Source organism: Sphingomonas sp. BL2 (assembly GCF_056680015.1).
Genome location: NZ_CM155261.1, coordinates 244,823 through 266,766, shown reverse-complemented (window position 1 = coordinate 266,766; position 21,944 = coordinate 244,823). Strand labels below are relative to the sequence as shown.

Here is a 21,944-nt window from a genome sequence, read left to right as displayed (position 1 = left end):
GAGCGGTGGATTAGCGGGGCAGGTGAGCCGCGGCAATGTGGTTGGCAACGGGCCGGCGGGTGATACTACGCGGCATGAGACGGTGCAGCGTCGCGATCGCCGCCAACGCGACGATCGTGCCGAGCAGGATGTCGATCAGGTAATGCGTGCCCTCGACGGGTGTCGCCAACAGCATTGCCGCATTCAACGCGAGCACCGGCCAGCGCAGCCGTGGCATGCGCCACGCCGCGTTGATGTAGAGCGTCGCGGCGGCGGCATGGAAGCTTGGTGCCGAGACGATGCCGCGCAGATGGCCAAGGTCGACCACCCGCACGCTGTGATCGCGGAGTGCAGGTATCAGACCCTGCTGCCACTGTTCGCTTTCAGGCATGTAGGCAATGCTGGTGTGCCATAAATACGAGAACGGACCGATCGCGGGCATGAACGTGTAGAGGATCAGCGTGCCGATCGCAGTCAGCCAGAACGTCGCGAGGAACCGGTGCGCGGCGACCCGGTCTTCCGTGAAGGCAAACGTCGCGAACAGGATCGCGGGCGTCAGGTAGATGCTGCGATACGCCGCGAGACCGAGTGTTTGCAGCACCGGACTTGCCGCAACAAGCCGGTACCAGGCGAGCCAGTCGAAATGGAGCAGCGCATCGATCCGCTGCAGAGCCGCATCGTGGAAGCCGTGCGTCAGCGCCGCGACCGGATAGCTTGCGACCGCGCCCATCAGCGCGAGCATGGTGAAAACGCCGAAATATTCGGCGCAGTCGGCGATCGCGTGCGCATGACGCCAGGGGCGGTCGCGGAGGCCGAAGCGCAACGCCAGCAGGACGACTCCGCTAACGTAGAACGGGATATTGTCTGCGTCGTACGGATCGATCGACAGGCCGGCGACGTGCATCATTACAGTCAACGTTGCCAGGCTGAGGATCATCCCGCCGCCGATCCACCACCCGTAATCGGGCACAATGGCGGTTGCGGGCAGCGCCCCGCGGTGGATGTCGGCGGGCAGCCGCGGGGTAGTTGCAATCGAAACGTCATTCATGGTCTGCGAACGCGTATCACATACGGGGAAACAAGCGACCCTCGTCGGCTGGATCGGCTTTCGCTTGGCTGAACGGTAACGAACGACGAGCGTTGCCCTGCCGTAGGACGACGCCCGCTATAGCCGCGGTTTTACGGTCAGTCGCTGGCTTCAGAACGAGCCGGGGACCATCCGCTGGGCGGTGGTCGGCGCTGCGGGGATCAGCAGGTCTTGACGGGTGCTCGCGGTGGTTCGTGCAGACTGCGCGCTGACATCGCTGGTGATCGCCGAGCAGCTGCGGCCCGCCAGGAAGTCGAGCGCGCGACGCGTCGACGCTTCGCGCGCGTCGCCGAGCGGGAAGCCGATATCGTCGGTCGCGCGACAGGTTGCCTCCACGGTCGACGCGAGGCCATCGAAGTAATTGCCGTTGCGCGCCGCGTTCTGCGTCGCGAACGCGATCACACGCAGACGATCGTCGCAGGCTGGCTTGTCGAGGGCGATTTGCCCGACGGGCTTGCCGTAGGTGTTGGTTCCGATCAGCGCGGAATTGCCGTGCAGATACGGCGTGAACGCATTGATCAAAAGTTCGCTCGCCGATGCGGTGCCGCCGCTACCGATGAATGCGATCCGCGTCGGCGCGATCGATTCGGGTTGTGGCGCGAAGAAGCGAGTCTCGTTGTTCGAGGCCTTCTCCGTGCGGAACGTCGTATAGTCGAACACCTCGGACGTTGATCGCCCCCCACCAAGGAGGTCGCCGAGATACTCCGACGTCGCGACAAGGCCACCGCCATTGTAGCGCAGGTCGATGATGACCTTCGTCACGCCCTGCGCACGGAAATTCGCGAACGCTGTTTTCAGCGCGGGTTCGGCCGTGGAGATGAACGTGCGCAAGTTAATGTAACCAACGCGCTGACCGCTATCCTCGATGATCTTCGCGCCGTACCGCGACGAGACCGGCAGCAGCGAGAAATCGGCCTTGGCGACGGTCACGTCCCGCGTACCGGCAGCGTCCGAGACTCGGAACACGCGCGCCGTCCCGGTCGTGTCGGGACCGAATGCGGTGGTCAGCCCGGCCGTGCCCTCGGCACTGATGATGGCGCTGACGGTCCGCAGGTTGCTAGATGTCGTACCGATCGCGAGGATCTCGGCACCGCGGTCGATCCCGGCGGCAAGGGCGGGCGCGCCTTCGAACGACTCGGCTGCGAACAGGCGTTGGCCGGTCTGGTCGAGCGCGAACCGGATGCCGAAACCGGCACTCGATCCAGAGGTGTAATACGCCGTCTCTTCCTTGATCGACGTCAGATACGTGAAATACCGATCCTTGCGCTGCGCTCGCGCGGTCGCGGTCAGCGCGTCGATATAGCTGTCGACCGTCGTGTACCCAGCAGGGCTCAAGGTCGCAGGCAGCGTATCGGGGAACAGATACCATTCGCGAAGCTGTGCGGCAGCCCAGTCCTGGCGTTCGCGCAACGAACAGCCCGCGGTTGCGGTCGGCGTGGGTGTCGGCGTAACACCAATAGCACCACCGGTACCGCCACCGGTCGAGTTCGTGTTGCCGTCGCTACCCCCGCAGCCCGACAGCATCGCCGCCATCGCCAGCATCGCCCCAAACCGTACCCGCATTACGTAATCTCCACCCTTCCGACGGAGGCTACGGAATTCACCGTACGATGCCAGCAGGAAATCGTAGATTGATCCGATCTCGGTGGATTTTGGCAGGGCGGCCGGCAGTATACCTGCCAGCGTCACCTGCCATCGTCAGAATGACGGGGTAGGAGGGGTGCGAGCCCGCAGGCCAAGCCCGTTAGCTGACCGCTTCGACCACTGCCGCGCGGAGCTCGGGGATGCCCATGCCGTACTCGCTGGACGTGACGAGGATGTCGGGATGTGCGGCAGGCCGCTTGCGCGCCTCGATCGCGGTGCGCTCGGTGACTTCGACCAGTTCGGACGCCTTGATCTTGTCCGCCTTGGTCAGGACCATGCGGTAGCTGACCGCGGCCTTGTCGAGCATCTCGAGGATCTCGCGGTCGACGTCCTTGATGCCGTGGCGCGAGTCGATCAGCACGAGCGCGCGCTTGAGAACGTCACGCCCGCGTAAGAAGTCGTTGATCAGGAAGCGCCATTTCTTGACGACGTCCTTGGGCGCCTTGGCGAACCCGTAGCCGGGCATGTCGACCAGCCGGAACGCGAGCGGCGCTCCGACGTCGAAGAAGTTCAGCTCCTGCGTACGGCCCGGTGTGTTCGACGTGCGCGCCATCGAGTTGCGCCCGGTGAGCGCATTCAACAGCGACGACTTGCCGACGTTCGAGCGACCGGCGAACGCTACTTCCGGCACCGACGCGTCGGGCAGGAACTCGAGCGTCGGTGCCGACTTTAGGAAGCCCACATGCCCTGCGAACAGCTTGCGTGCATGCTCCAGCATCTCCGGCGTGAACGGCGCGTCGGTCTGCTCGAGGTCGGGACCCAGATCCATGCCGGGGTTGGGGACGTCGTTCACTTGGTCACCGGCACTTTCAGGCCCGGATGGCGGGCGTAGAGCAGCTTCTGCTGGATGATGGTCAGGCAGTTCGACGTGATCCAGTACACCTGGAGACCGACCGCGAACGGCGCCATCACGAACATCAGCACCCATGGCAGCAGTTTGAACACCTGCTTCTGCGTATCGTCCATCGGCGTCGGGTTCAGCTTGAACTGGAAGTACATGCTGATGCCCAGGATGATCGGCACGATACCGATCGCGATCATGTGCGGCGGCGTGAACGGCAGCAGACCGAACAGGTTGAGCGGCGTCAGCGGATCGGGCGCAGACAGATCCTTGATCCACGCGACGAATGGCTGGTGACGCATCTCGATCGTCAGCATTAGCACCTTGTACAGCGCGTACATGATCGGGATCTGCAGCAGCGTCGGGGCGCAACCGGCGAGCGGGTTGACGCCCTCGGTTTTGTAGAGCGCCATGACCTCCTGCTGCATGCGGACCTTGTCGTCCTTATGCTTTTCCTGGATCGCCTTCATCTTCGGCTGGACGGCACGCATCGCGGCCATCGACTTGAACTGCCGCTGGGCGATCGGGAACAGCAGGCCGCGGATCGTCACGGTCAGCAGGATGATCGCAACGCCGAAATTACCGACCATGCGAAACAGCCAGTCGAGATAATAGAAGATCGGCTTCTCGACGATCCGGAACCAGCCCCAGTCGATCGCGTAATCGAGCTTGGCAACGCCGCCGGCCTGGTCGGTGTAGCGATCGAGCAGGCGGACTTCCTTGGCGCCCGCGAAGAAGCGCGAAGTCTGCGTGATCGCCTGGCCGGGTGCGACCTGCTTGGGCTGGAGTGCGTAGTCGGCCTGGTACGCCTTGTTAGCACCCGCGCGGAACTGGCCGTCGAACGCCTGGCCCTGGTCGGGGACGAGTGCGGTCAGCCAGTATTTGTCGGTGAAGCCGAGCCAGCCGCCGGTGGTCGTGAACTTCTGCGCGGCCTCGTCGATGTCCTTGTAGTTCGGACGGTAATGCGCGCCGCCATTGTCGACCGACATCGGCCCGACATGGATCGTCATCGACGACGGATCCTTCGAGATGCCGACGCGGTTGACGAGGCCGTAGGTGGCAACGGGCACGGGCGCGGTGCCGGCGTTGAGGACGGTCTGGCGAACCGTGAACATGTAATCCTGGTCGACCGCGATCTGGATGCGGAAGCGCTGGCCGGTGGCGTTGGTCGCATCGAGCGTGACGGGCGTGGTCGGCGTCAGCGTGGTCGCGCCCGAGGGCGTCCAGACGGCGTCGGCGGCGGGCGGGGTCAGGCCCTGTGCACGCCAGCCGAAGCTTGCGAAATACGCGTCGGGCGCACCGGCTGGCGACAGCAGGCGGATCGGCGGCGAGTTCTTCGCGACGGTCTCGTCATAGCCCTTGAGCACGAGATCGTCGATCCGCGCGCCCTTCAGGTTGATCGAACCGGACACGCGCGGGGTCTCGATGCGGACGCGCGGTGTGCTGGCGATCACGGCGTTGCGATCGCCGATCGCAGCGGCGCCGTCAGCGGCCGGATCGGCCGCGGGGTTGGCGATGGCTTTCGTCTTGCCGCCCTCGATCTTCGTGACCGGCGGATTTGCGGTCGGGAAGAACTTGCCCTGGATCAGCGGCCATCCGAACAGGATCAGCGCCGCGATCACCGCGAACAGCACGAAATTCTGCTTGTCGTCTTTCACAGGGCGGCGTCTTTCAGTTTCTTGTCGATGTCTGGGACCGGATCGGGGCCGTACCCGCCCCACGGATGGCACCGCGCGATACGCTTCGCCGCCAACCAGCCCCCCTTGAGCGCGCCATAGCGCCCAACGGCCTCGATTGCATAGGCGGAACACGAAGGATCGTAGCGGCAGCTCGACGGCAGAATGAGCGAGGGCCCGAGTTGCCAGCCGCGGGCGATGAGGATGAGGAGGCGGGCTAGCATGTCAAAACCGACGTCTGTCCACGCCACAAGACTGTTTCCCCGCGAAGGCGGGGATCCAGACTGGGCTCCCGCCTTCGCGGGAGTACAAGGAAGGGGGAGAGGCGTACCGACTAAGACCGACCACCCCGGCGAAGGCCGGGGCCCAATTGGGGAACGTCGGTAACAAGCCACTGCTCTTCATCACGACCGCTTTCCCAATTGGGCCCCGGCCTTTGCCGGGGTGGCAGCGTTCGCATGGTTGGGAGAGTTTGCCGGGGTGATGTCGGAAGTGGACTGCGGCGTCACCTTGCGGAAAGCCTTCCCAAGCTCAGTCCGCAACAACGCGTAATCCCGCTCGACTCCGCCGTTGCGCCCGATCAGCACATGATCGGCCCCGGCAACGCCGCGCTCCGCCAACAGTTCACGCGCCAACGCCCGCAACCGCCGTTTCATGCGGTTCCGGACGACGGCGTTGCCGATCTTCTTGGTGACGGTGAAGCCGATTCGCATCGTCTCGTCACCGTCATCGCGGAGGCGCATGAGCAGGACGAATCCCGGCATCGGTGCGCGCTTCCCCGCATTCGCCGCGAGAAAATCGCGGCGTTTGTCTAGAATGGTTAGGCCGACAGCTTCTTGCGACCGCGGGCGCGGCGTGCGTGGATCACTGCCCGGCCGCCGACCGTCGCCATCCGTGCGCGGAAGCCGTGACGGCGTGCGCGTACCAGGTTGCTCGGCTGAAAGGTCCGCTTCATTGGTCATTCCCTAGGTCATCAAATAGAAAACGGCCGCCACGGGGACGGCCTTGATGGCTGGGCGCTTACGGAAAGGGCGGCAGTAAGTCAATTCGCACCCGTCGTAACGGTCGTGTTTTTGGCAGCCTTGGCACGCTCGTGCCGTCGCATCGCACTCTGCCGCCGCATAACTCGATCGACGAACTGCCCGGTGCGTGGCCAACGCCGCTTCAGCCGCGCCCATTTGAGCCGCGCCCAGCGTGAATTGCGCAAGACGAGAACCATTCCACCCGCGAACAGGAAGATACCCGCAGGCCCCGGCAGCGGCGCGAGCAAGGGCGCACTCAGGATCAACACTATCCCGAGCACCAACTGGCCGAAGCGAAGGACGGGGGAGCGGACTGCTTTCACGGAAGGCATGTGGGTCCGGTGTATTAGGTTCACAAGACGGCGTGATCGGATAGTTCCGGGCCGCGTGTCCTTGCAGACATGGCAAATCGGGTATGAATAAGGCGTGACGTCGTGTCGCGGGAGAGCGGGCATGGCGGCGATCGTAGCGACGGTGGCGTATCTCGGACTGGAGGCACGCGCGGTCGAGGTGCAAGTCCAACTGATTCCAGGACTTCCCGCGTTCAACGTTGTCGGCTTGGCAGACAAGGCGGTCGGCGAAAGTCGTGAACGCGTGCGCGGTGCGATAGCCGGAATGGGGCTTTCCCTTCCGCCGAAACGCATCGCCGTGAACCTGTCGCCAGCCGATCTCCCGAAAGAAGGGTCGCATTTCGATCTTCCTATCGCGCTGGCGTTGCTGGCGGCGATGGGCGTGGTCGATGCCGAAGCGCTGGCCGATTACGTGATCGTTGGCGAACTCGGGCTCGACGCGCGGATCACCGCATCGCCGGGTGTTCTGCTGGCGGCGCTGCATGCATCGGAAGTGGGGAAGGGGCTCGTCTGTCCGGCGGCGCAAGGATCTGAAGCGGCATGGGCAGGCGAGATCGAGGTCATCGCCGCGCCGGATCTGCTTTCGTTGCTCAACCACTTCAAGGGCCACGGCCTGCTCAGCCCACCCAAGCCGGGCATCGCAGAGCACGCCGACCACGGTCCGGACCTGCGGCAGGTGAAGGGACAGGAGACCGCGAAGCGCGCGCTGGAGATCGCTGCTGCCGGATCGCATAATCTGCTGATGGTTGGGCCGCCGGGCTCCGGCAAGTCGCTGATGGCGTCTTGTCTTCCCGGGATCCTGCCGCCGCTCGACCCGGCGGAAGCGCTAGAAGTATCCATGGTCCAGTCGGTCGCTGGTACGCTGACAGGCGGTCGCCTGACCCGCACGCGACCCTTCAGAGCGCCACACCATTCTGCGTCGATGGCGGCACTCACCGGGGGCGGGCTGAAGGTAAAGCCGGGCGAGGTGAGCCTCGCGCATCTCGGCGTGCTCTTCCTCGACGAACTCCCGGAGTTCCAGCGCGCCGTCCTCGATTCGCTTCGCCAGCCGCTGGAGACGGGTACGGTCAGCGTCGCCCGAGCCAACGCGCACGTCACCTTTCCTGCGCGCGTACAGTTGATCGCCGCGATGAACCCGTGTCGGTGCGGCCACCTCGGCGACGCGAGCCTGGCCTGCGCGCGAGCCCCGAAATGCGCAGCGGACTATCAAGCGAAGGTGTCCGGCCCGTTGCTGGATCGAATCGATCTGCACATCGACGTCCAGGCGGTCAGCGCTGCCGACCTGATTCTCCCGCCGCCAACCGAGGGCTCGGCCGAGGTTTCCGCTCGCGTCGCCGCAGCCCGCGCGATCCAGACCGAGCGCTACCGCAACCACCCGGTTCGTACCAATGCGGAGGCGGATGGCGCATTGCTCGACGCCGTTGCCACGCCCGACGAAGCCGGCCGCAAACTCCTCGCCCAAGCCGCCGAAGCGATGCGCCTGACCGCGCGCGGCTACACCCGCATCCTCCGCGTCGCTCGCACCATCGCCGACCTCGCGGGCAGCGATACCGTCGGCCGTATCCACATTGCCGAGGCGCTAAGTTACCGCCGCCAACCGCCCCGCAACTAAAGGCGCAACTAAACGCGCTTGCGGCGGACGAAAGCTTCGTCTAGCCAACCCGCCGCTGCCCCTGTGGCGAAATTGGTAGACGCGACCGACTCAAAATCGGTTGCCGCAAGGCATGCTGGTTCGATTCCGGCCAGGGGCACCATCTCTTTACAACGATCGCGCTTCGACCCTCGGGGCGGGCGGCACAGTGATCGTTTCCTTGCGAAAATTTCGCCGGTAAGGTCGCGGGATGGCGAAGCGACCGGTCCGATATGTCTCATCGCGGCGGCGCAATCGATCCGGCCCAAGGCCGTCTTCCGAGCATTGGCTACTCCTGCTCGGCGCAGTGGTCGCGTTCGCGGCGATCTTCGGGTCGCTGACCGATCTGCCCTGGCCGACCGAAACCACCACGGATCACCGCAAGCCCCGGCTGACGATGGCCCAGGCGCGCGCGTCTAATGCACTGGTCCCGATCGTTGCTGACAAACGCAAGCGCGCGGAGCCATTCCGGTTTCGCGGTGGTCCTGCGGCGCGCCTCCAGGCGACCGAATGCCTCGCGACCGTCGCCCTCTACGAAGCTGGCACCGATCGCGACGGACAGCGCGCCGTCATCCAGGTGGTGCTCAACCGGGTCGGTGCGCGAGGCTTCCCCAAGACGGTCTGCGGAGTCGTCTATCAAGGTGCGAACCGCAAGACGGGGTGCCAGTTCTCCTTCGCCTGCGACGGCTCGCAGACACGACGGCCCGAGCATGACGGCTGGAAACAGGCACGACACGCGGCACGGCGGGCGATGAACGGCTACGTCTATACGCCGGTCGGCCGCGCGACACATTACCATACCGACTGGCTCGTACCGTACTGGCGCAGTTCGCTCGTCAAGGTGGCGACCGTCGAGTCGCACATCTTCTATCAGCGTCGCTAGCCAATCCGTTCAGTCGATCCGGTACTGGATCGGCTTGAAGCTGCCGCCATTGGATTGCAGCGCCGAACACGCGGTCATGCCGATGACGAGGTCCATGGCAGCGCGGAAGACGATGGTGTCGCCGGCCTTGCTCAGCGGCGGTTCGACCGTGAACGTGCCCGTCTCGCCGTTGATCGGCACGTTCATGAAGCAGTTGAACGCCACGGGGACCTGGTCCGGCTCGATGTTCCAAGGGGCGAGCGCTTCCGCGAGATTGCCGAAGCAGCCGCGATGGGGGTCGGTGTCGCCATAGATGATCGCGAAGGTTTCCTTCGAACACGGCGTCAGCAGGAAGTCGTGCCGGCCGACATCGTCCGAAACGATCTCCAGCATCACGTTGCTGCGGTTCGAATAGAGCAGGTCGCCGGTCGTCAGGTACAGTCGGCTCGCATAATCGAGCGTCCGCCCCGACGAGATCACTTCGCGAACGTCGGCGCGATTGTATGCCAGCAGGTCCGATACCTGACGACCCTCCGGATCGATCACGGTGAGCGTTTGCCCCTTGTCGAGCGTGAACCCGGCTCCCGAGCGTGGCGGGATCGTCTTGATGTCAGCCACGGGCTTCGCCTCGCTTGAAAGGACATTTCCAGGATTCGTCGACGACGCGTCCGCTATATTGTCGCGCTTCGCTCGATTCACCGTGGCGCGCCAGCATTGGGTTCATCGAGCCGGCATATTCGAGATCCCGCGCCAGGATCGACGAGCGCAACTTGTCGTAGCGTTGCTGGTCGCGCAGCACCTCGAACTGGTCGTGGAGGTTGAAGACCATCGCCGGCGATTCGAACTTTCGCGCCGGACGGCTGGCATTGGGATGCAGGCCGACCACGAAGAATGCCTCGCCCGCAAAGCTCAGCGAAAAATGCGGATCGTCCGGATCGCTGCTGACCGAAGGGTCTGGGCGGTAGCCAAGCCACTCGTCCTTGTCGCTAAGTGACTGAGCCCGTGCCCAAAGATGCGCCTCGAACTCTTCTTCCGACAGCAAAGCAGGCGCTTCGAACAATATGATAAGCGTCCGAAAGATCGCGCGATCTTCGCGGTATTTGCGGACGGTCTCGCCAAGCGCCGGAGAGATTCTCATGTCATCCCAAGCGGATCGCACGTCGCGAGCGACGAGAATGTCCATCTGCCCCTTGGCGAGCGCCGATTTTGCGCCGACGCAGGGGAATTGCGGAGCCTGCACAGTCTCGATGAACTTGCGCGCGAGCGGGTGGTCGTTCTGGAAAATTGGCTGGTACATGGTCGGGGAGGAACCCGCGAACCGCGGCAATGTTTCGCGCCCGACATAACCTTTGATATTGATCAGTACGAATCCCGATCTGTTCTTCTATCGCCAAGGGCGGTACGAGGCCGGTTGATGAAGGGGTGTCGATGATCTCGGAAAAATTCCTCATGGGCCGTGGTCGCCATGAGTTGAGCAACGAAGAAAAGCAGGTGCTGGAGGACGGCATCGAATCCGTGCGGCAGGTGCCCGGGCGCAAGCAGATCGTCCGGGCGGGCGACCTCATCGAGACGAGCACGCTGCTGATCGAGGGGTTCGTGTGTCGCTACATGGACGACCGCGAAGGTCAGCGTCAGCTGGTCGCCGTGCACGTACCGGGCGATTTCGTCGATCTACACGCCTTCCCGATGAAGCGGCTCGATCATGACATCGCCACGCTTGGGCCGGTCAAGATCGCCTGCTTCGAACATCGTACGTTGCAGTCGATCACCGAGCGTTATCCGCACCTGACGCAGAAACTGTGGTTCAGCACGCTGCTCGACGCGGCGATGCACCGCGAGTGGATCTTCCGGCTGGGGCGGCTCGGCGCGGAAGGCCGCGTCGCGCATCTATTCTGCGAACTGAACGCGCGGCTGGAGATGATCGGGATGGCGGAGGAGGGGCGGTTCATGCTGCCGATGACGCAGCCCGATCTGGCGGAAGCGACCGGGTTGACCGGGGTGCACGTCAACCGCGTTCTGAGAGCGCTGCGCGAGAAAAATCTGCTGACGTTCAAGGCTGGCGAAGTAAATATCCTGGATCGTAAAGCACTTGCAGCCGTTGCTGAGTTCGAACCACAATATCTGTACGGTTCCAGAGGCGAGTGACGGATACCGATCGCACGACGCCTGATGGCACTACCAGTCGGGAGAGTGAGACCATGATGACACCGGAATCCATCGCAGGCACCGCTGCCGCCGAGAACGGGCTCGTGACACTGGACGGACCCGATGGCCTGGCGATCACCTTCACGCCGGAGGCTGCCGCCGAGACGGGACGGCGGCTGATCGCGGCTGCGGAAGTCGCTGCGAGCCAGCCTCGCGACGATCGATCCGGTGACTAATCTCAAGGCGCGTACGACCAACTCTACGCGCTGATCGGTGGCGACGCCTTCCGCATTGTGACTTTATCACTATGCTACCCGGTACATTGACCGGGAGATCCATGTGCAGTTTCTATACCTCGCCGCCAGCGCCGTTGCGCTGATGGCGTCTACGTCGATCGTCGCGCAGACGGGTGCGACGTCCACGACACCCGCCGCGAACCCCTTGCTAGCTGACTGGACCGGTCCGCTGGGCGGAGTGCCGCCCTGGGACAAGGTTCGCCCCGAACTGTTCCCGCAGGCGTTCGAGACGACGCTCGCCGAACGGACCACCGAATACCGCAAGATCGCCGACAATCCGGCCAAGCCGACCTTCGCCAACACGATCGTGCCGATGCAACTGGCCGGCAAGCGTTACGGCCAGGTGATGACGCTGTTCGGGGTGATGACCGGCAACATGAACACCCCGGCGTATCAAAAGCTCGACCGCGAATGGTCGCCCAAATTCTCCGCGGCATCGGACGCGATCACGTTCGACAAGCCGTTGTTCGCGCGCATCCAGGCGATCTACGCAGGCCGCAACTCCAGCGGCTTGAATGCACAGCAGATCCGGCTCGTGACGCGCATCTACGACAGCTATGTGCGGCAGGGCGCCAAGCTGACCGATGCGCAGAAGACGCAGCTCTCGCAGTATAACCAGCAGCTCGCGACCGCATTCTCGACGTTCGGCGAGAAGCTGCTCGCGGATGAGAGCAAGGCCATCTCGGTTACCGACGAGGCGCAACTCGCCGGCTTGCCCGATAGCGTGAAGGCGGTTGCCAAGGCTGCCGCCGCTGAGCGGAAACTGCCGGGCTTCGCGATCGTCAACACGCGGTCGGCGGTCGATCCCGTGCTGACCTACGCCACCGACCGTGCGCTCCGCGAGAAGGTGTGGCGTGCGTTCGTCAACCGTGGCGACAATGGCGATGCGAACGACACGAACGCGACGATCGCGCAGATCGTCAAGCTCCGCGCCGACCGCGCACATCTGCTCGGGTTCAAGACGCATGCCGACTGGCGGATGCAGGACACGATGGCCAAGACGCCCGCCGCGGCGATGGACCTGATGATGCGCGTCTGGCCTGCCGCCAAGGCGCGCGTGGCCGAGGAAGTCGCGGACATGCAGAAGGTCGCCGGCACCTCGCTGACGATCGAGCCATGGGATTACCGCTTCTACCAGGAGAAGGTCCGCAAGGCGCGGTACGACCTCGATCAGGCGCAGCTGAAGCCGTATTTCGAGCTCGGCAACATCATCCAGGGTTCGCTGTACGCGGCCAACCGGCTGTACGGGTTGAACTTCAAGGAGATCACCGGCACCGTTCCCGTGTTCGAGCCGAACATGCGCGTGTGGAGCGTCACCGACAAGAACGGCAAGGATGTCGGGCTGTTCTACCGCGACGATTTCGCGCGGACCGGCAAGCGATCGGGTGCGTGGGCGAACACCTATCGGGGGCAACGTGGGCTCGCCCCGGCGCAGCTCGTGCTGTCGTCGAACAACAACAACTTCGCCAAGGGCGCGCCCGGCGAGCCGATCCTGATCAGCCTCGACGATGCGCAGACGCTGTTCCACGAGTTCGGCCACGCGATCCACGCGATGCTCCAGAACGTCTATTATCCGGGGCTCGCAGGCACGCCGCGCGACTTCGTGGAATATCCGAGCCAGGTGAACGAGCATTGGCTGCTCACCCGCGACGTGCTCGACAAGTATGCGCGGCATTACCAGACCAAGGCGGCGATGCCGCAGGCGTTGCTCGACAAGATCGAGCAGTCGAGCAAATTCAACGAAGGCTTCAAGACCGCGGAATATCTGTCCTCGGCGATCGTCGACATGAAGATCCACACCGTGCCCGACGGCGTGATCGATCCGGACAAGTTCGAGGCCGCGACACTCGCCGAAATCGGCATGCCGAAGCAGTTGGTGATGCGTCACCGCGTGCCACAGTTCCAGCATCTGTTCGCGTCGGACAGCTATTCGGCGGGCTATTACAGCTACCTTTGGTCCGAGACGATGGACGCCGACACCTTCGCGGCGTTCGAGGAGGCGGGCAGTCCGTGGGACAAGGCGACGGCGGACAAGTTCGCGAAGATCCTGTTGTCGACCGGCAACGAGACCGATCGTGCCGAGGCGTATCGCGCGTTCCGCGGGCGTGATCCCGATGTGAACGCGCTGCTCAAGAAGCGCGGCTTTCCGACACAAGCGCCGCAGGGGACGAAGTAATGGCACCCGATCAGAAAACGCGCCTCAAGGCGATCATCGGTGGATCGACCGGCAATCTGGTCGAGTGGTTCGACTGGTACGTCTATTCCGCCTTCACCCTGTATTTCGCGCCGCATTTCTTTCCGTCGACCGATCGCACCGCGCAGTTGCTCAGCACCGCGGCGGTCTTCGCGGTCGGCTTCCTGATGCGGCCGATCGGCGCATGGATCATGGGCATCTATGCCGATCGCCACGGGCGCAAGGCCGGGCTGACGGTGTCGGTCACGCTGATGTGTGCCGGCTCACTGATCATCGCCTGTACGCCGGGATACGAGACGATTGGCGTCTTCGCACCAACGATGCTGGTGATCGCACGGCTGATGCAGGGGCTGTCGGTCGGCGGCGAGTATGGCGCGTCGGCGACATACCTGACCGAGATGGCGGGCAAGAACCGCCGCGGCTTCTTCTCGTCGTTTCAGTACGTCACGTTGATCTCGGGCCAGCTGCTCGCGATCTGCGTGCTGCTGATCCTGCAATCGACGATGAGCGAGGCGGCGCTCGATTCCTGGGGCTGGCGCATTCCGTTCGCGATCGGGGCTGTGCTCGCCGTGGTCGTGTTCTACATCCGTCGCGGTCTCGCCGAGACGCAGAGCTTCGAGAATGCCAAGGCCGACGCGAGCGACGGCAAGCCGAAGTCGGGCTTCATCCAGCTGATCACCAAGCATCCGCGCGAGACGATCACGGTGATGCTGCTGACCGCGGGCGGTACGCTCGCCTTCTACGCCTACTCGATCTACATGCAGAAGTTCCTGGTTAACACCAGCGGGTTCAGCCGCGAAGTGGCGAGCCAGATCAACGCTGCGACGCTGTTCGTGTTCATGCTGTTGCAGCCGATCGCGGGCGGGCTTTCAGATAAGATTGGGCGGAAGCCACTGATGGTCGGGTTCGGCATTGCCGGGGTGCTGTTCACCTATCCGATCTTCACCGCGCTGGAGACCGCGACCAACCCGATCTATGCCGGGTTGCTGGTGATGGCGGCGCTGGTGATCGTGACTGGCTACACGTCGATCAACGCGGTCGTGAAGGCGGAACTGTTCCCGGCGCACATCCGCGCGCTGGGCGTCGCCTTGCCCTATGCGCTGGCGAATACGCTGTTCGGCGGGACCGCGGAGTTCGTTGCGTTGAAGTTCAAGGGCGCGGGCTTCGAACGCGGTTTCTACTGGTACGTGACGGCGATGATCGCGGTGTCGCTGGTCGTGTATCTGCGCATGAAGGACACGCGGACGAACAGCCAGATCGTCGAGGATTGACCTTCTGCTCCCTCTCCCCTGCGGGGAGAGGGCTGGGGTGAGGGGCTGTTCCAGTGGCTGCCCCTCACCCCGACCCTCTCCCCGGAGGGGAGAGGGAGAAGGAATTAGCGCGGCAGCTCGATGATGGCATCGAGCCCACCAGCCGCGCGGTTGACCAGCCGAATCTCGCCACCAGCCTCCCGCACGATCGCGCGGGCCAGCGCCAGGCCCAGGCCGATCCCGCCCGTCTCCCGGTTTCGCGAGCTCTCCAAACGGGTAAACGCGTCGAACACGTCGCCCATTCGATCCTCCGGGATACCAGGCCCGTGATCCGCTACGACGATCGCCACGGTTCTCGCACCCGCCTCGACACGCACTTCCGCCGACACGCCGTATTTGATGGCGTTCTCGATCAGATTGCGGACCGCGCGACGGATCAGCGACGGCCGCAGATGCATCCGCAGCCGTTCCGTCTCGACGAAGCTGACATCGCTGCCGATATCGCGGAAATCCTCGACCACCGCATCGACGAGCGCCGCAAGGTCGACGTCGGTCAGCGGTTCGCTTGGTCGCCCGAGCCGTGCCAGCGAGAGAATGTCGTCCAGCGTGCGGTTCATCTCCGCCACCGTATCGATCATCCGCGCCCGATCGACATCGTCCTCCACCGACTCGATACGGACTCGCAGAGCGGCCAGCGGCGTGCGCAGGTCATGGCCGATCGCCCCGAGCATCCGATCCTTCTCGTCGAGCATTCCCGTCACGCGCAATCGCAAAGCGTTGAACGCCGCGATCAGGGCAACGACGTCGTCAGGCCCATGCGGCGGCATCGGCGCGCCCGGATCGCCCGGCCGAAAGCTTTCCGCCGCGCGCCGCAGATCCTGGAGCGGGCGCGAGATCCGTCGAACGATCCACAACACGGGCAGCAGCACGATGATGTACAGGATCGCCGTCTGCGTCAGCACCGCGAGCAACAGCCGCCAGCCGGGTTGCGGCCAAGGCGCGGTGACTGCCAGCCATCCGCGTCCGGGCTGCTCGATCGCGATCAGCAGCGTCGCGCCCTGCCGATCGCCGCGCCGCAGCCCGTCGCGGCGATGCGCGTCGCTCGTCTCGTCGGTGGCGGGGCGAAGGCCGGTATCGATCCGCCCGACCGTCAGCCCTAGATCGGCAAATTGCCGGCGCAGTTCGGTGGCGACCTCGGGATGGCGCTCGAACATCGCTGGCGGGATCGGATTGGTCGGCAAACGGCGGACGCGGCCTCGCTCGGCGCTCAGCGCGCGGCCGCCATGCGCCTCACGATCCAGCGCATCCGCGATTCGGGTCGCCACTGGTCGCGTCGCCTGGGCAAGGCGGAACTCAGACCGATCGTGCAGGATCATGCCGAAGTTTATGACCTGTGCCATCAACAGCGCGAGCGCGATCAGCAGTGCCATCTGGCCGGCCAGACTGCGCGGCCAGGGCTTGAACCGCGTCATACGGACCGGATCACAGGCGCGTGACTTCAGCGGCGAGCGTATAACCGCCGCCCCAGACCGTCTTGATCAACTCGGGCGTCTTCGCATCCGCCTCGATCTTGCGCCGCAACCGACTGATCTGGTTGTCGATCGCACGATCGAACGCCGCCGCCTCGCGACCCTGGGTCAGGTCGAGCAACTGGTCTCGCGTGAGCACCTGCCGCGGCCGGGTCACCAGCGCGAGCAGCAGGTTGTACTCGCCGGTCGACAGTGGCACGGAGACGCCCTCGCGGTCGATCAGCGCACGCTCGCCCGATTTCAGCACCCAACCGGCGAACCCGTACGAACTGCTCTCCGGCGCATGCTGCCGCGAACCGCCCGCGGTCGCGCGCCGCAGCACCACTTTCACGCGCGTCGCCAGCTCGCGCGGCGAAAACGGCTTCACGACATAATCATCCGCGCCCATCTCGAGCCCGACGATCCGGTCCGTCTCCTCCGCGCGCGCGGTCAGCAGGATCACCGGCACGTCGCTCGTTGCCGCGATGTGGCGACAGAGCGACAACCCGTCCTCGCCCGGCATCATGATGTCGAGGATGACGAGATCGATCGCATAGGCCGTCAGCCGCGTCCGCGCCGCCTCGGCATCGCCCGCCTGCGTGACGCGAAACCCCTGCTTGGTGAGGTAAACGGCCAGCGGCTCGCGGATCGAGCGCTCGTCGTCGACGAGCAGCAAATGCGGCATATCTCCCATCGGGGCAGTGTCTAGCATGGCGGCTGTCCAGGGGAAGCACCGACGCCCGATGCTTCCCCTCCTCCAAATTATCGAGCAGGCGCGGGTGGAGTGACGCCGTCGCGGCGTTCGCGCCGGTCGACGTGGCGCATCTCGGCGGCGTTGGCGCGCTCGGTCGCGTCGATCGTGCCGTCGTGATTGGCATCCATCCGGTCGAACCGCTTGAGCGCGCGCGCCTCGAACTCCTCGCGCGTCACGCTGCCGTCGCCGTTCGGGTCCATCCGGCGACCCATGCCGTCATGCTTGCGACCGCCCGGCGGCGGCACGGGGACGTCGCGACCGCTGGCCACCATCCGGTCGTGCAACGCCTCGCGATAGGCGCGCATCTCGCCGGCGGTGATCCGGCCGTCATGGTCGGTATCCATCTGCGCAAACCGAGCGTCGGCCTGCGCAATTGCTTCCGCGCGCGTCGAAACGCGGTCGGTACCTTGACGCGTTGGCGCAGGTGGCGTGGCGGGTGTTTGCGCGCCAGCGACGGACGTGATCGCGCTGGCGGCGAGCATCAGGGTGAGGACGGTCTTGCGCATGTCGGTCTCCAGCGGAGTGGGACGAATTCCCATCGAATGACCGTCGTTCTAAACCCAGGTTGTCGCAGGGTGTTGCCGCCCCTCTACCAATGTGTCGCAAGATATGTCAGTGGTCAGGCGAAGATCGCGACGCTCTGCATCTGTTCGGCGACCGGTGTGCCGTCCGCGTTCCAGATCGCCATCTGCTGGCTCGAACTGCCGTCACGCACGTAATCGGTGGTCGCGCGGAGCAACCACCAGCCGTCGCGCGTCACCGGTTGCGGGCCAAGGATGTTGAGCAACCACGTCATCGAACTGAGCGGGGCAGGGCCACCCAACAGTTTCAGCGCGGACGGCGGTAGGCAGTCCGCGACCGCGATAAGCTCGATCATCGGATCGAGCCCGTCACGCTCGGCCAGCCGCGCCCAGCGCAGCCATTCCGCCGGTCCGACGCCGTCATCGCGCCGATCGAGAAGGTCGAAGTTCCGCGAGAACGCCACCGCACTGTGGCCACGGAACGTCTGCGTCTCGGGCCCGGGCATCGGGAAATCCGGTGCGCTGCTGGCCTGGTGATCGACGCGCGAGACGACCGCCCCCATGAACACGAACGTGGCGCGTAGCCCGAGCCCGGCCTCGCTCTCGACATCGGCCTGCACGAACGCGGCGTTGCGCCCGCGCCGCAACCGCCTCGCACGGATGACGATGTCGCCGGAGAGGGGTCCGATGAAGGATACCTGCGCGGACCGCAGCGGCGGCAGATCCACGTCCGACTTCTGCGCAGCATGCAGAGCGAGCGAGGCCGAGAATCCGCCATATGCGGTACGGCCCTGCAACCAATTCTCCGGCACCGTCCCGCGCCAGCCATCCTCGATCGGCTCGAGCGCGTCGATCGCCTGTTTGAGACTTCTCATGATGTTCCTTTAATCTCCGTCATCCTGGGCTTGACCCAGGATCCAGAGCCAAGCATCGCAGCATTCGTGGCTCTGGATCCTGACGTTCGTCAGGATGACGAGAGGGAGGCCGCCAGCCGGTCGCGGAGCTCGCGCTTCAGGACCTTGCCGATCGCACTGCGGGGTAGTTCGTCCGCGACATGGAGGGCGGATAGTCGCTGGGTCTTGCCGACCTGTGCGTTTGCCCAGCTTAGGATCGCGGATGCATCCTCCGTCGCATTGGCCCGCGGGACGTAGAAGCCTACCGGCGTCTCACCCCATGCCTCGGATGACACGCCGATCACCGCGCAGTCCGCGACCGCCGGGTGCCGCGCCAAGACCGCCTCCAGGTCCGAAGGATATATGTTGAAGCCGCCCGAGATGATCAGGTCCTTCTTCCGGTCCATCAGCGTCAGGAAACCGTCCTCGTCGAACCGCCCGACATCGCCGTGGCGGATGTAGCGGTTGCCATCCTCGTCATGCCATTCGGCGTCGCGCGTCGCATCCGATCGGCCGTGATAGCCATTCATCATCGCCGGGCTGCGGCCGACGACCTCGCCCATCTCGCCGGGTGCGACCTCGACGCCGTCATCGTCGATCAGGCGTATCTCGTGGCCCGGCATCGGCTGGCCGACGGTGTGGAGCTTGGTCGGGTTGGCCGTGGCGTTCAGCGCGCAGCTCGCACCGCCCTCGGTCATGCCGTAGAATTCGACGAGCACGCCCGGCCAGCGTGCGACGACGTCGGCCTTCAGTGCGGCGGAGAAGGGCGCACTGGTGCTGGTCTTGAAGCGGAACGCCGACAGGTCGAAGCTGTCGAAGTCGGGCAGCGCCATGATCCGTTGATACTGCACGGGCACCAGCATCGTGTGCGTCGCGCGGTATTTCTGCGCAAGTTCGAGATACGCGTGCGCGTCGAACTTGCCCATCAGCACGACAGTGCCGCCCCAGCCGAGCGTCGGCAGGAAGCTGACCAGCGTGGTGTTCGAATATAGCGGCGTCGCGATCATCGTGACGGCGGTGTCGAACCCGGCGGCGGTGTTGCGCGCGATATGCGCCCAACGCATCGCGTGGCTCTGGACGATGCCCTTGGGCGTGCCGGTCGTGCCGGACGAGTAAATGATGTTGAACGGGTCTTCGGGAGCCATCTCGACGGGGGTTGGCTTGGTCTCTGGAGGAGCGAGCCAGTTCTTGAAACGGTAGAAAGCTTGTTCCCCTGCGAAGGCGAGGGCCCAGTCTGGCCCCCCGCCTTCGCGGGGGAACATGATAGGCAGGGCTGCAAGGGCTTGCCCTTCCAAAGCTCGGGCATTCTCCGCGTCGAGAAACACTACCGGCGCGCCACTATCCGCGATCATCGCCGCAATCGCAGCCGGCGTAGCGGACGGTGCGATCGGCGTCGCAACACATCCTGCGCGTACCGCACCAAGGAATACCGCCGCATAGTCCGTCGTCGGCGCCGCGACGATCGCAACCGCCGTCCCGGGCGCCACCCCATCACGCTGCAACGCCGCTGCGACCCGGTCCATCATGGCATCGAGCATCTGATAATCGATGCTACCCTGCGCGTCGGCAACGGCGACACGATCTCCGCGTTCCAACGCATGCGCACGGATCAAATCGGGGAGGGTGGCAAAGCCCGTGGCGAGCATGTCTGCAGCGGTCGTCATGCGACGCATCGCTAGGCGAACGCGTTCGGCAATGCCATACGGTATATTCGAAAACCGATGTCGAGGAGACGCCTTTGCTGTTCTACGATAGCGCACTGCCCGCGCCCAATCCGCGCCGCGTCCGCATCTTCCTCGCCGAAAAGCATGTCCGCGTGCCGATGGCGCAAATCTCGATTCCCAAGGCCGAGCACAAGGCGGAGCCGTTCCTTGCGGTCAACCCGCTCGGCCAGACGCCTGCGCTCACGTTCGACGACGGCCGCGTGCTAACCGAGAGCGTTGCGATCTGTCGCTACTTCGAAATCCTTCATCCCGACCCTCCGATGTTCGGCCACGGCGCGCACAACATCGCCGAGATCGACATGTGGACGCGACGGATCGAACTCCGGCTGATGACGCCGTTGTCGATGGTGTGGCTACACACGCATCCCTGGACCGCGCGGATCGTTCAGCCGCAATATACGGAGTTCGGTGAGAGCCAGCGCCCGCGCGTGCTCGCCGCGATGGCGGAGTTCGATCGCGCGCTCGCCGGTCGCGACTGGCTCGATAGTGAACGCTATACGATCGCCGATATCGTCCTGCTCACGACGGTCGACTTCGCGAAGTTCGTCGGCATTGTGATGCCAGACGACCTCGGCCATTTGCGCGACTGGCACGCTCGCGCCTCCGCCCGCCCGAGTGCGCAGGCATGAGCGCCAGTATCGAAGGCGCCGTCGCGATCGTCACCGGCGGTGGTACCGGCATCGGCGCGGCGGTCGTGCGACGACTGGCGGCGCGTGGTGTCCGCTGTGTCATCAACTACGCGACCAGTCGTGACGAAGCGGAGGCGCTTGCCGCCGAAGTGGGGCAAGCCGCGATCGCGGTGCAGGCCGACATCGTCGAGGACGCCGCCTGCCGCATGCTTGCCGGGGCTGCGACCGAGGCGTTCGGGCGGATCGATTTCCTCGTCAACAACGCCGGCAGGACGAAGTTCGCAGCCCACGAGGATCTCGATGCGCTCGACGCGGAGGACTTCGTCGACATCTACCGGCTCAATACGGTCGCGCCGTTCCAGATGGTCCGCGCCTGTGTCCCCGCAATGCGAGCAAGCCCGTTCGGAGCGGTCGTCAACGTGGCGAGCGTCGCGGGCGTGTTCGGGATGGGCTCATCGGTCGCCTACGCCGCCTCGAAAGGCGCGCTCGTGACGATGACCAAGAGCCTCGCGCGCGTCCTGGCACCGGAGATCCGCGTCAACGCGGTTGCGCCGGGCTATGTCGCGACCGGCTGGTACGAGAAGCGGCTTGGCGACGAGGGGTTCGCCAAGCTGAATGCGAAGGTCGCGGCGTCGGTGCCGATGGGGTTCGCCACCGGACCCGACGATGTCGCGTGGCCGATCGAGATGCTGCTCGACCCGATGAGCCGGGTGATGACGGGCGAGGTGCTGTTGCTGGATGGCGGCGGGCATCTGGATGTCGCGCTGTCGCGGCGACCAGGGCGGGAGGGGTGAACTTTCCCCCGTTGCGCTGGCCGCCGTAAACGAAAGCTCACTTCGAAAAGGCGTATCGCCTGAGCCGCTGGTCGGACAGAAAAACCAGCCACCCCGTCGGAGGTCGGGGTCCAATTGGTGAGGCTATGGTAACGGAGCGGGAGCC

At 64.8% G+C, this 21,944-nt stretch carries 23 protein-coding genes and 1 tRNA gene; 9 read left to right on the top strand and 15 right to left on the bottom strand.

Features of this window, described 5'->3' with window-relative positions; all coding sequences use genetic code 11:
* Window positions 1-10: 10 nt before the first annotated feature.
* The 8 genes from AC1ME3_RS01270 to AC1ME3_RS01235 all read right to left on the bottom strand — a co-directional run bounded on the left by AC1ME3_RS01270 (window position 11) and on the right by AC1ME3_RS01235 (window position 6,572).
* Window positions 11-1,027: a phosphatase PAP2 family protein gene (locus AC1ME3_RS01270; RefSeq protein WP_480954510.1), complete on the bottom strand. Its 1,017-nt coding sequence runs from the start codon at window positions 1,025-1,027 to the stop codon at window positions 11-13.
* Between the two features lie 150 nt (window positions 1,028-1,177).
* Complete coding sequence (locus AC1ME3_RS01265; protein ID WP_480954509.1) at window positions 1,178-2,629, bottom strand: S41 family peptidase; 1,452 nt, start codon at window positions 2,627-2,629, stop codon at window positions 1,178-1,180.
* A gap of 181 nt (window positions 2,630-2,810) precedes the next feature.
* Window positions 2,811-3,479, bottom strand: coding sequence for a ribosome biogenesis GTP-binding protein YihA/YsxC (gene yihA / locus AC1ME3_RS01260; protein ID WP_480955881.1), 669 nt, complete (start codon window positions 3,477-3,479; stop codon window positions 2,811-2,813).
* A gap of 20 nt (window positions 3,480-3,499) precedes the next feature.
* The gene (gene yidC, locus AC1ME3_RS01255) at window positions 3,500-5,209 is read right to left on the bottom strand and encodes a membrane protein insertase YidC (RefSeq protein WP_480954508.1); all 1,710 of its coding nucleotides are present in this window, start codon (window positions 5,207-5,209) and stop codon (window positions 3,500-3,502) included.
* Window positions 5,206-5,451 carry a membrane protein insertion efficiency factor YidD gene (gene yidD, locus AC1ME3_RS01250; RefSeq protein WP_133018837.1) on the bottom strand — a complete coding sequence of 82 codons (246 nt, stop codon included), beginning with the start codon at window positions 5,449-5,451 and terminating at the stop codon, window positions 5,206-5,208. Before yidD ends, yidC begins: the two co-directional genes overlap by 4 nt.
* A 180-nt stretch (window positions 5,452-5,631) precedes the next feature.
* Complete coding sequence (gene rnpA / locus AC1ME3_RS01245) at window positions 5,632-5,991, bottom strand: ribonuclease P protein component (RefSeq protein WP_480954507.1); 360 nt, start codon at window positions 5,989-5,991, stop codon at window positions 5,632-5,634.
* Window positions 5,992-6,047: 56 nt separating this feature from the next.
* On the bottom strand, window positions 6,048-6,182 hold the full coding sequence (gene rpmH / locus AC1ME3_RS01240; RefSeq protein ID WP_031393806.1) for a 50S ribosomal protein L34: 135 nt from the start codon (window positions 6,180-6,182) through the stop codon (window positions 6,048-6,050).
* Between the two features lie 87 nt (window positions 6,183-6,269).
* Window positions 6,270-6,572, bottom strand: coding sequence for a hypothetical protein (locus tag AC1ME3_RS01235; protein WP_480954506.1), 303 nt, complete (start codon window positions 6,570-6,572; stop codon window positions 6,270-6,272).
* Window positions 6,573-6,702: 130 nt separating this feature from the next.
* Here AC1ME3_RS01235 and AC1ME3_RS01230 point away from each other — a divergent pair, with 130 nt between their 5' ends.
* From AC1ME3_RS01230 to AC1ME3_RS01220, 3 genes are all read left to right on the top strand, one after another.
* On the top strand, window positions 6,703-8,211 hold the full coding sequence (locus AC1ME3_RS01230) for a YifB family Mg chelatase-like AAA ATPase (protein WP_480954505.1): 1,509 nt from the start codon (window positions 6,703-6,705) through the stop codon (window positions 8,209-8,211).
* A 57-nt stretch (window positions 8,212-8,268) separates the two neighbouring features.
* A tRNA-Leu gene (locus AC1ME3_RS01225) sits at window positions 8,269-8,353 on the top strand.
* An 87-nt stretch (window positions 8,354-8,440) separates the two neighbouring features.
* Window positions 8,441-9,112, top strand: a complete 672-nt coding sequence (locus AC1ME3_RS01220; protein WP_480954504.1) for a cell wall hydrolase — start codon at window positions 8,441-8,443, stop codon at window positions 9,110-9,112.
* A gap of 9 nt (window positions 9,113-9,121) precedes the next feature.
* On the opposite strand, the gene AC1ME3_RS01215 is transcribed toward AC1ME3_RS01220, so the two are convergent.
* Window positions 9,122-9,709 carry a DUF1989 domain-containing protein gene (locus tag AC1ME3_RS01215; protein ID WP_480954503.1) on the bottom strand — a complete coding sequence of 196 codons (588 nt, stop codon included), beginning with the start codon at window positions 9,707-9,709 and terminating at the stop codon, window positions 9,122-9,124.
* Window positions 9,702-10,388, bottom strand: a complete 687-nt coding sequence (gene gntA / locus AC1ME3_RS01210) for a guanitoxin biosynthesis heme-dependent pre-guanitoxin N-hydroxylase GntA (protein WP_056051135.1) — start codon at window positions 10,386-10,388, stop codon at window positions 9,702-9,704. The genes AC1ME3_RS01215 and gntA overlap by 8 nt, the downstream gene beginning before the upstream one ends.
* Window positions 10,389-10,519: 131 nt before the next feature.
* On the opposite strand from gntA, the gene AC1ME3_RS01205 reads away from it, so the two are divergent.
* The 4 genes from AC1ME3_RS01205 to AC1ME3_RS01190 all read left to right on the top strand — a co-directional run bounded on the left by AC1ME3_RS01205 (window position 10,520) and on the right by AC1ME3_RS01190 (window position 14,997).
* The gene (locus AC1ME3_RS01205; protein WP_480954502.1) at window positions 10,520-11,236 is read left to right on the top strand and encodes a Crp/Fnr family transcriptional regulator; all 717 of its coding nucleotides are present in this window, start codon (window positions 10,520-10,522) and stop codon (window positions 11,234-11,236) included.
* A 53-nt stretch (window positions 11,237-11,289) separates the two neighbouring features.
* Window positions 11,290-11,472 carry a hypothetical protein gene (locus tag AC1ME3_RS01200; RefSeq protein ID WP_480954501.1) on the top strand — a complete coding sequence of 61 codons (183 nt, stop codon included), beginning with the start codon at window positions 11,290-11,292 and terminating at the stop codon, window positions 11,470-11,472.
* A 103-nt stretch (window positions 11,473-11,575) separates the two neighbouring features.
* Entirely contained in the window at window positions 11,576-13,708 is a 2,133-nt protein-coding gene (locus AC1ME3_RS01195) for a M3 family metallopeptidase (protein ID WP_480954500.1), read from the top strand.
* On the top strand, window positions 13,708-14,997 hold the full coding sequence (locus AC1ME3_RS01190) for an MFS transporter (protein WP_480954499.1): 1,290 nt from the start codon (window positions 13,708-13,710) through the stop codon (window positions 14,995-14,997). Before AC1ME3_RS01195 ends, AC1ME3_RS01190 begins: the two co-directional genes overlap by 1 nt.
* A gap of 104 nt (window positions 14,998-15,101) precedes the next feature.
* Here AC1ME3_RS01190 and AC1ME3_RS01185 read toward each other — a convergent pair whose 3' ends face one another.
* The 5 genes from AC1ME3_RS01185 to AC1ME3_RS01165 form a co-directional block, all read right to left on the bottom strand.
* Window positions 15,102-16,448 carry a sensor histidine kinase gene (locus tag AC1ME3_RS01185; RefSeq protein ID WP_480954498.1) on the bottom strand — a complete coding sequence of 449 codons (1,347 nt, stop codon included), beginning with the start codon at window positions 16,446-16,448 and terminating at the stop codon, window positions 15,102-15,104.
* A gap of 10 nt (window positions 16,449-16,458) precedes the next feature.
* On the bottom strand, window positions 16,459-17,178 hold the full coding sequence (locus AC1ME3_RS01180) for a response regulator (protein ID WP_056062218.1): 720 nt from the start codon (window positions 17,176-17,178) through the stop codon (window positions 16,459-16,461).
* Between the two features lie 68 nt (window positions 17,179-17,246).
* Entirely contained in the window at window positions 17,247-17,744 is a 498-nt protein-coding gene (locus AC1ME3_RS01175; protein WP_480954497.1) for an EF-hand domain-containing protein, read from the bottom strand.
* Window positions 17,745-17,857: 113 nt separating this feature from the next.
* Window positions 17,858-18,634 (bottom strand): thioesterase family protein, encoded by a 777-nt coding sequence (locus AC1ME3_RS01170; protein ID WP_480954496.1) that lies wholly within the window; start codon window positions 18,632-18,634, stop codon window positions 17,858-17,860.
* A gap of 89 nt (window positions 18,635-18,723) precedes the next feature.
* Window positions 18,724-20,316 carry a class I adenylate-forming enzyme family protein gene (locus AC1ME3_RS01165; protein ID WP_480954495.1) on the bottom strand — a complete coding sequence of 531 codons (1,593 nt, stop codon included), beginning with the start codon at window positions 20,314-20,316 and terminating at the stop codon, window positions 18,724-18,726.
* A gap of 74 nt (window positions 20,317-20,390) precedes the next feature.
* Here AC1ME3_RS01165 and AC1ME3_RS01160 point away from each other — a divergent pair, with 74 nt between their 5' ends.
* Window positions 20,391-21,005, top strand: coding sequence for a glutathione S-transferase family protein (locus tag AC1ME3_RS01160; RefSeq protein WP_480954494.1), 615 nt, complete (start codon window positions 20,391-20,393; stop codon window positions 21,003-21,005).
* Window positions 21,002-21,799 (top strand): SDR family NAD(P)-dependent oxidoreductase, encoded by a 798-nt coding sequence (locus AC1ME3_RS01155; RefSeq protein ID WP_480954493.1) that lies wholly within the window; start codon window positions 21,002-21,004, stop codon window positions 21,797-21,799. The genes AC1ME3_RS01160 and AC1ME3_RS01155 overlap by 4 nt, the downstream gene beginning before the upstream one ends.
* Window positions 21,800-21,944 lie beyond the last annotated feature (145 nt).

Bases quoted from the DNA above. Each gene is read 5' to 3' on its own strand.
- AC1ME3_RS01220 (WP_480954504.1), top strand. From the start codon at position 8,441: ATGGCGAAGCGACCGGTCCGATATGTCTCATCGCGGCGGCGCAATCGA.
- AC1ME3_RS01185 (WP_480954498.1), bottom strand. From the start codon at position 16,448: ATGACGCGGTTCAAGCCCTGGCCGCGCAGTCTGGCCGGCCAGATGGCA.
- AC1ME3_RS01175 (WP_480954497.1), bottom strand. From the start codon at position 17,744: ATGCGCAAGACCGTCCTCACCCTGATGCTCGCCGCCAGCGCGATCACG.
- rnpA (WP_480954507.1), bottom strand. From the start codon at position 5,991: ATGCCGGGATTCGTCCTGCTCATGCGCCTCCGCGATGACGGTGACGAG.
- AC1ME3_RS01155 (WP_480954493.1), top strand. From the start codon at position 21,002: ATGAGCGCCAGTATCGAAGGCGCCGTCGCGATCGTCACCGGCGGTGGT.
- yihA (WP_480955881.1), bottom strand. From the start codon at position 3,479: ATGGATCTGGGTCCCGACCTCGAGCAGACCGACGCGCCGTTCACGCCG.
- yidD (WP_133018837.1), bottom strand. From the start codon at position 5,451: ATGCTAGCCCGCCTCCTCATCCTCATCGCCCGCGGCTGGCAACTCGGG.
- AC1ME3_RS01200 (WP_480954501.1), top strand. From the start codon at position 11,290: ATGATGACACCGGAATCCATCGCAGGCACCGCTGCCGCCGAGAACGGG.
- AC1ME3_RS01230 (WP_480954505.1), top strand. From the start codon at position 6,703: ATGGCGGCGATCGTAGCGACGGTGGCGTATCTCGGACTGGAGGCACGC.
- AC1ME3_RS01205 (WP_480954502.1), top strand. From the start codon at position 10,520: ATGATCTCGGAAAAATTCCTCATGGGCCGTGGTCGCCATGAGTTGAGC.
- AC1ME3_RS01165 (WP_480954495.1), bottom strand. From the start codon at position 20,316: ATGACGACCGCTGCAGACATGCTCGCCACGGGCTTTGCCACCCTCCCC.
- rpmH (WP_031393806.1), bottom strand. From the start codon at position 6,182: ATGAAGCGGACCTTTCAGCCGAGCAACCTGGTACGCGCACGCCGTCAC.
- AC1ME3_RS01270 (WP_480954510.1), bottom strand. From the start codon at position 1,027: ATGAATGACGTTTCGATTGCAACTACCCCGCGGCTGCCCGCCGACATC.
- AC1ME3_RS01170 (WP_480954496.1), bottom strand. From the start codon at position 18,634: ATGAGAAGTCTCAAACAGGCGATCGACGCGCTCGAGCCGATCGAGGAT.
- gntA (WP_056051135.1), bottom strand. From the start codon at position 10,388: ATGTACCAGCCAATTTTCCAGAACGACCACCCGCTCGCGCGCAAGTTC.
- AC1ME3_RS01180 (WP_056062218.1), bottom strand. From the start codon at position 17,178: ATGGGAGATATGCCGCATTTGCTGCTCGTCGACGACGAGCGCTCGATC.
- AC1ME3_RS01190 (WP_480954499.1), top strand. From the start codon at position 13,708: ATGGCACCCGATCAGAAAACGCGCCTCAAGGCGATCATCGGTGGATCG.
- AC1ME3_RS01265 (WP_480954509.1), bottom strand. From the start codon at position 2,629: ATGCGGGTACGGTTTGGGGCGATGCTGGCGATGGCGGCGATGCTGTCG.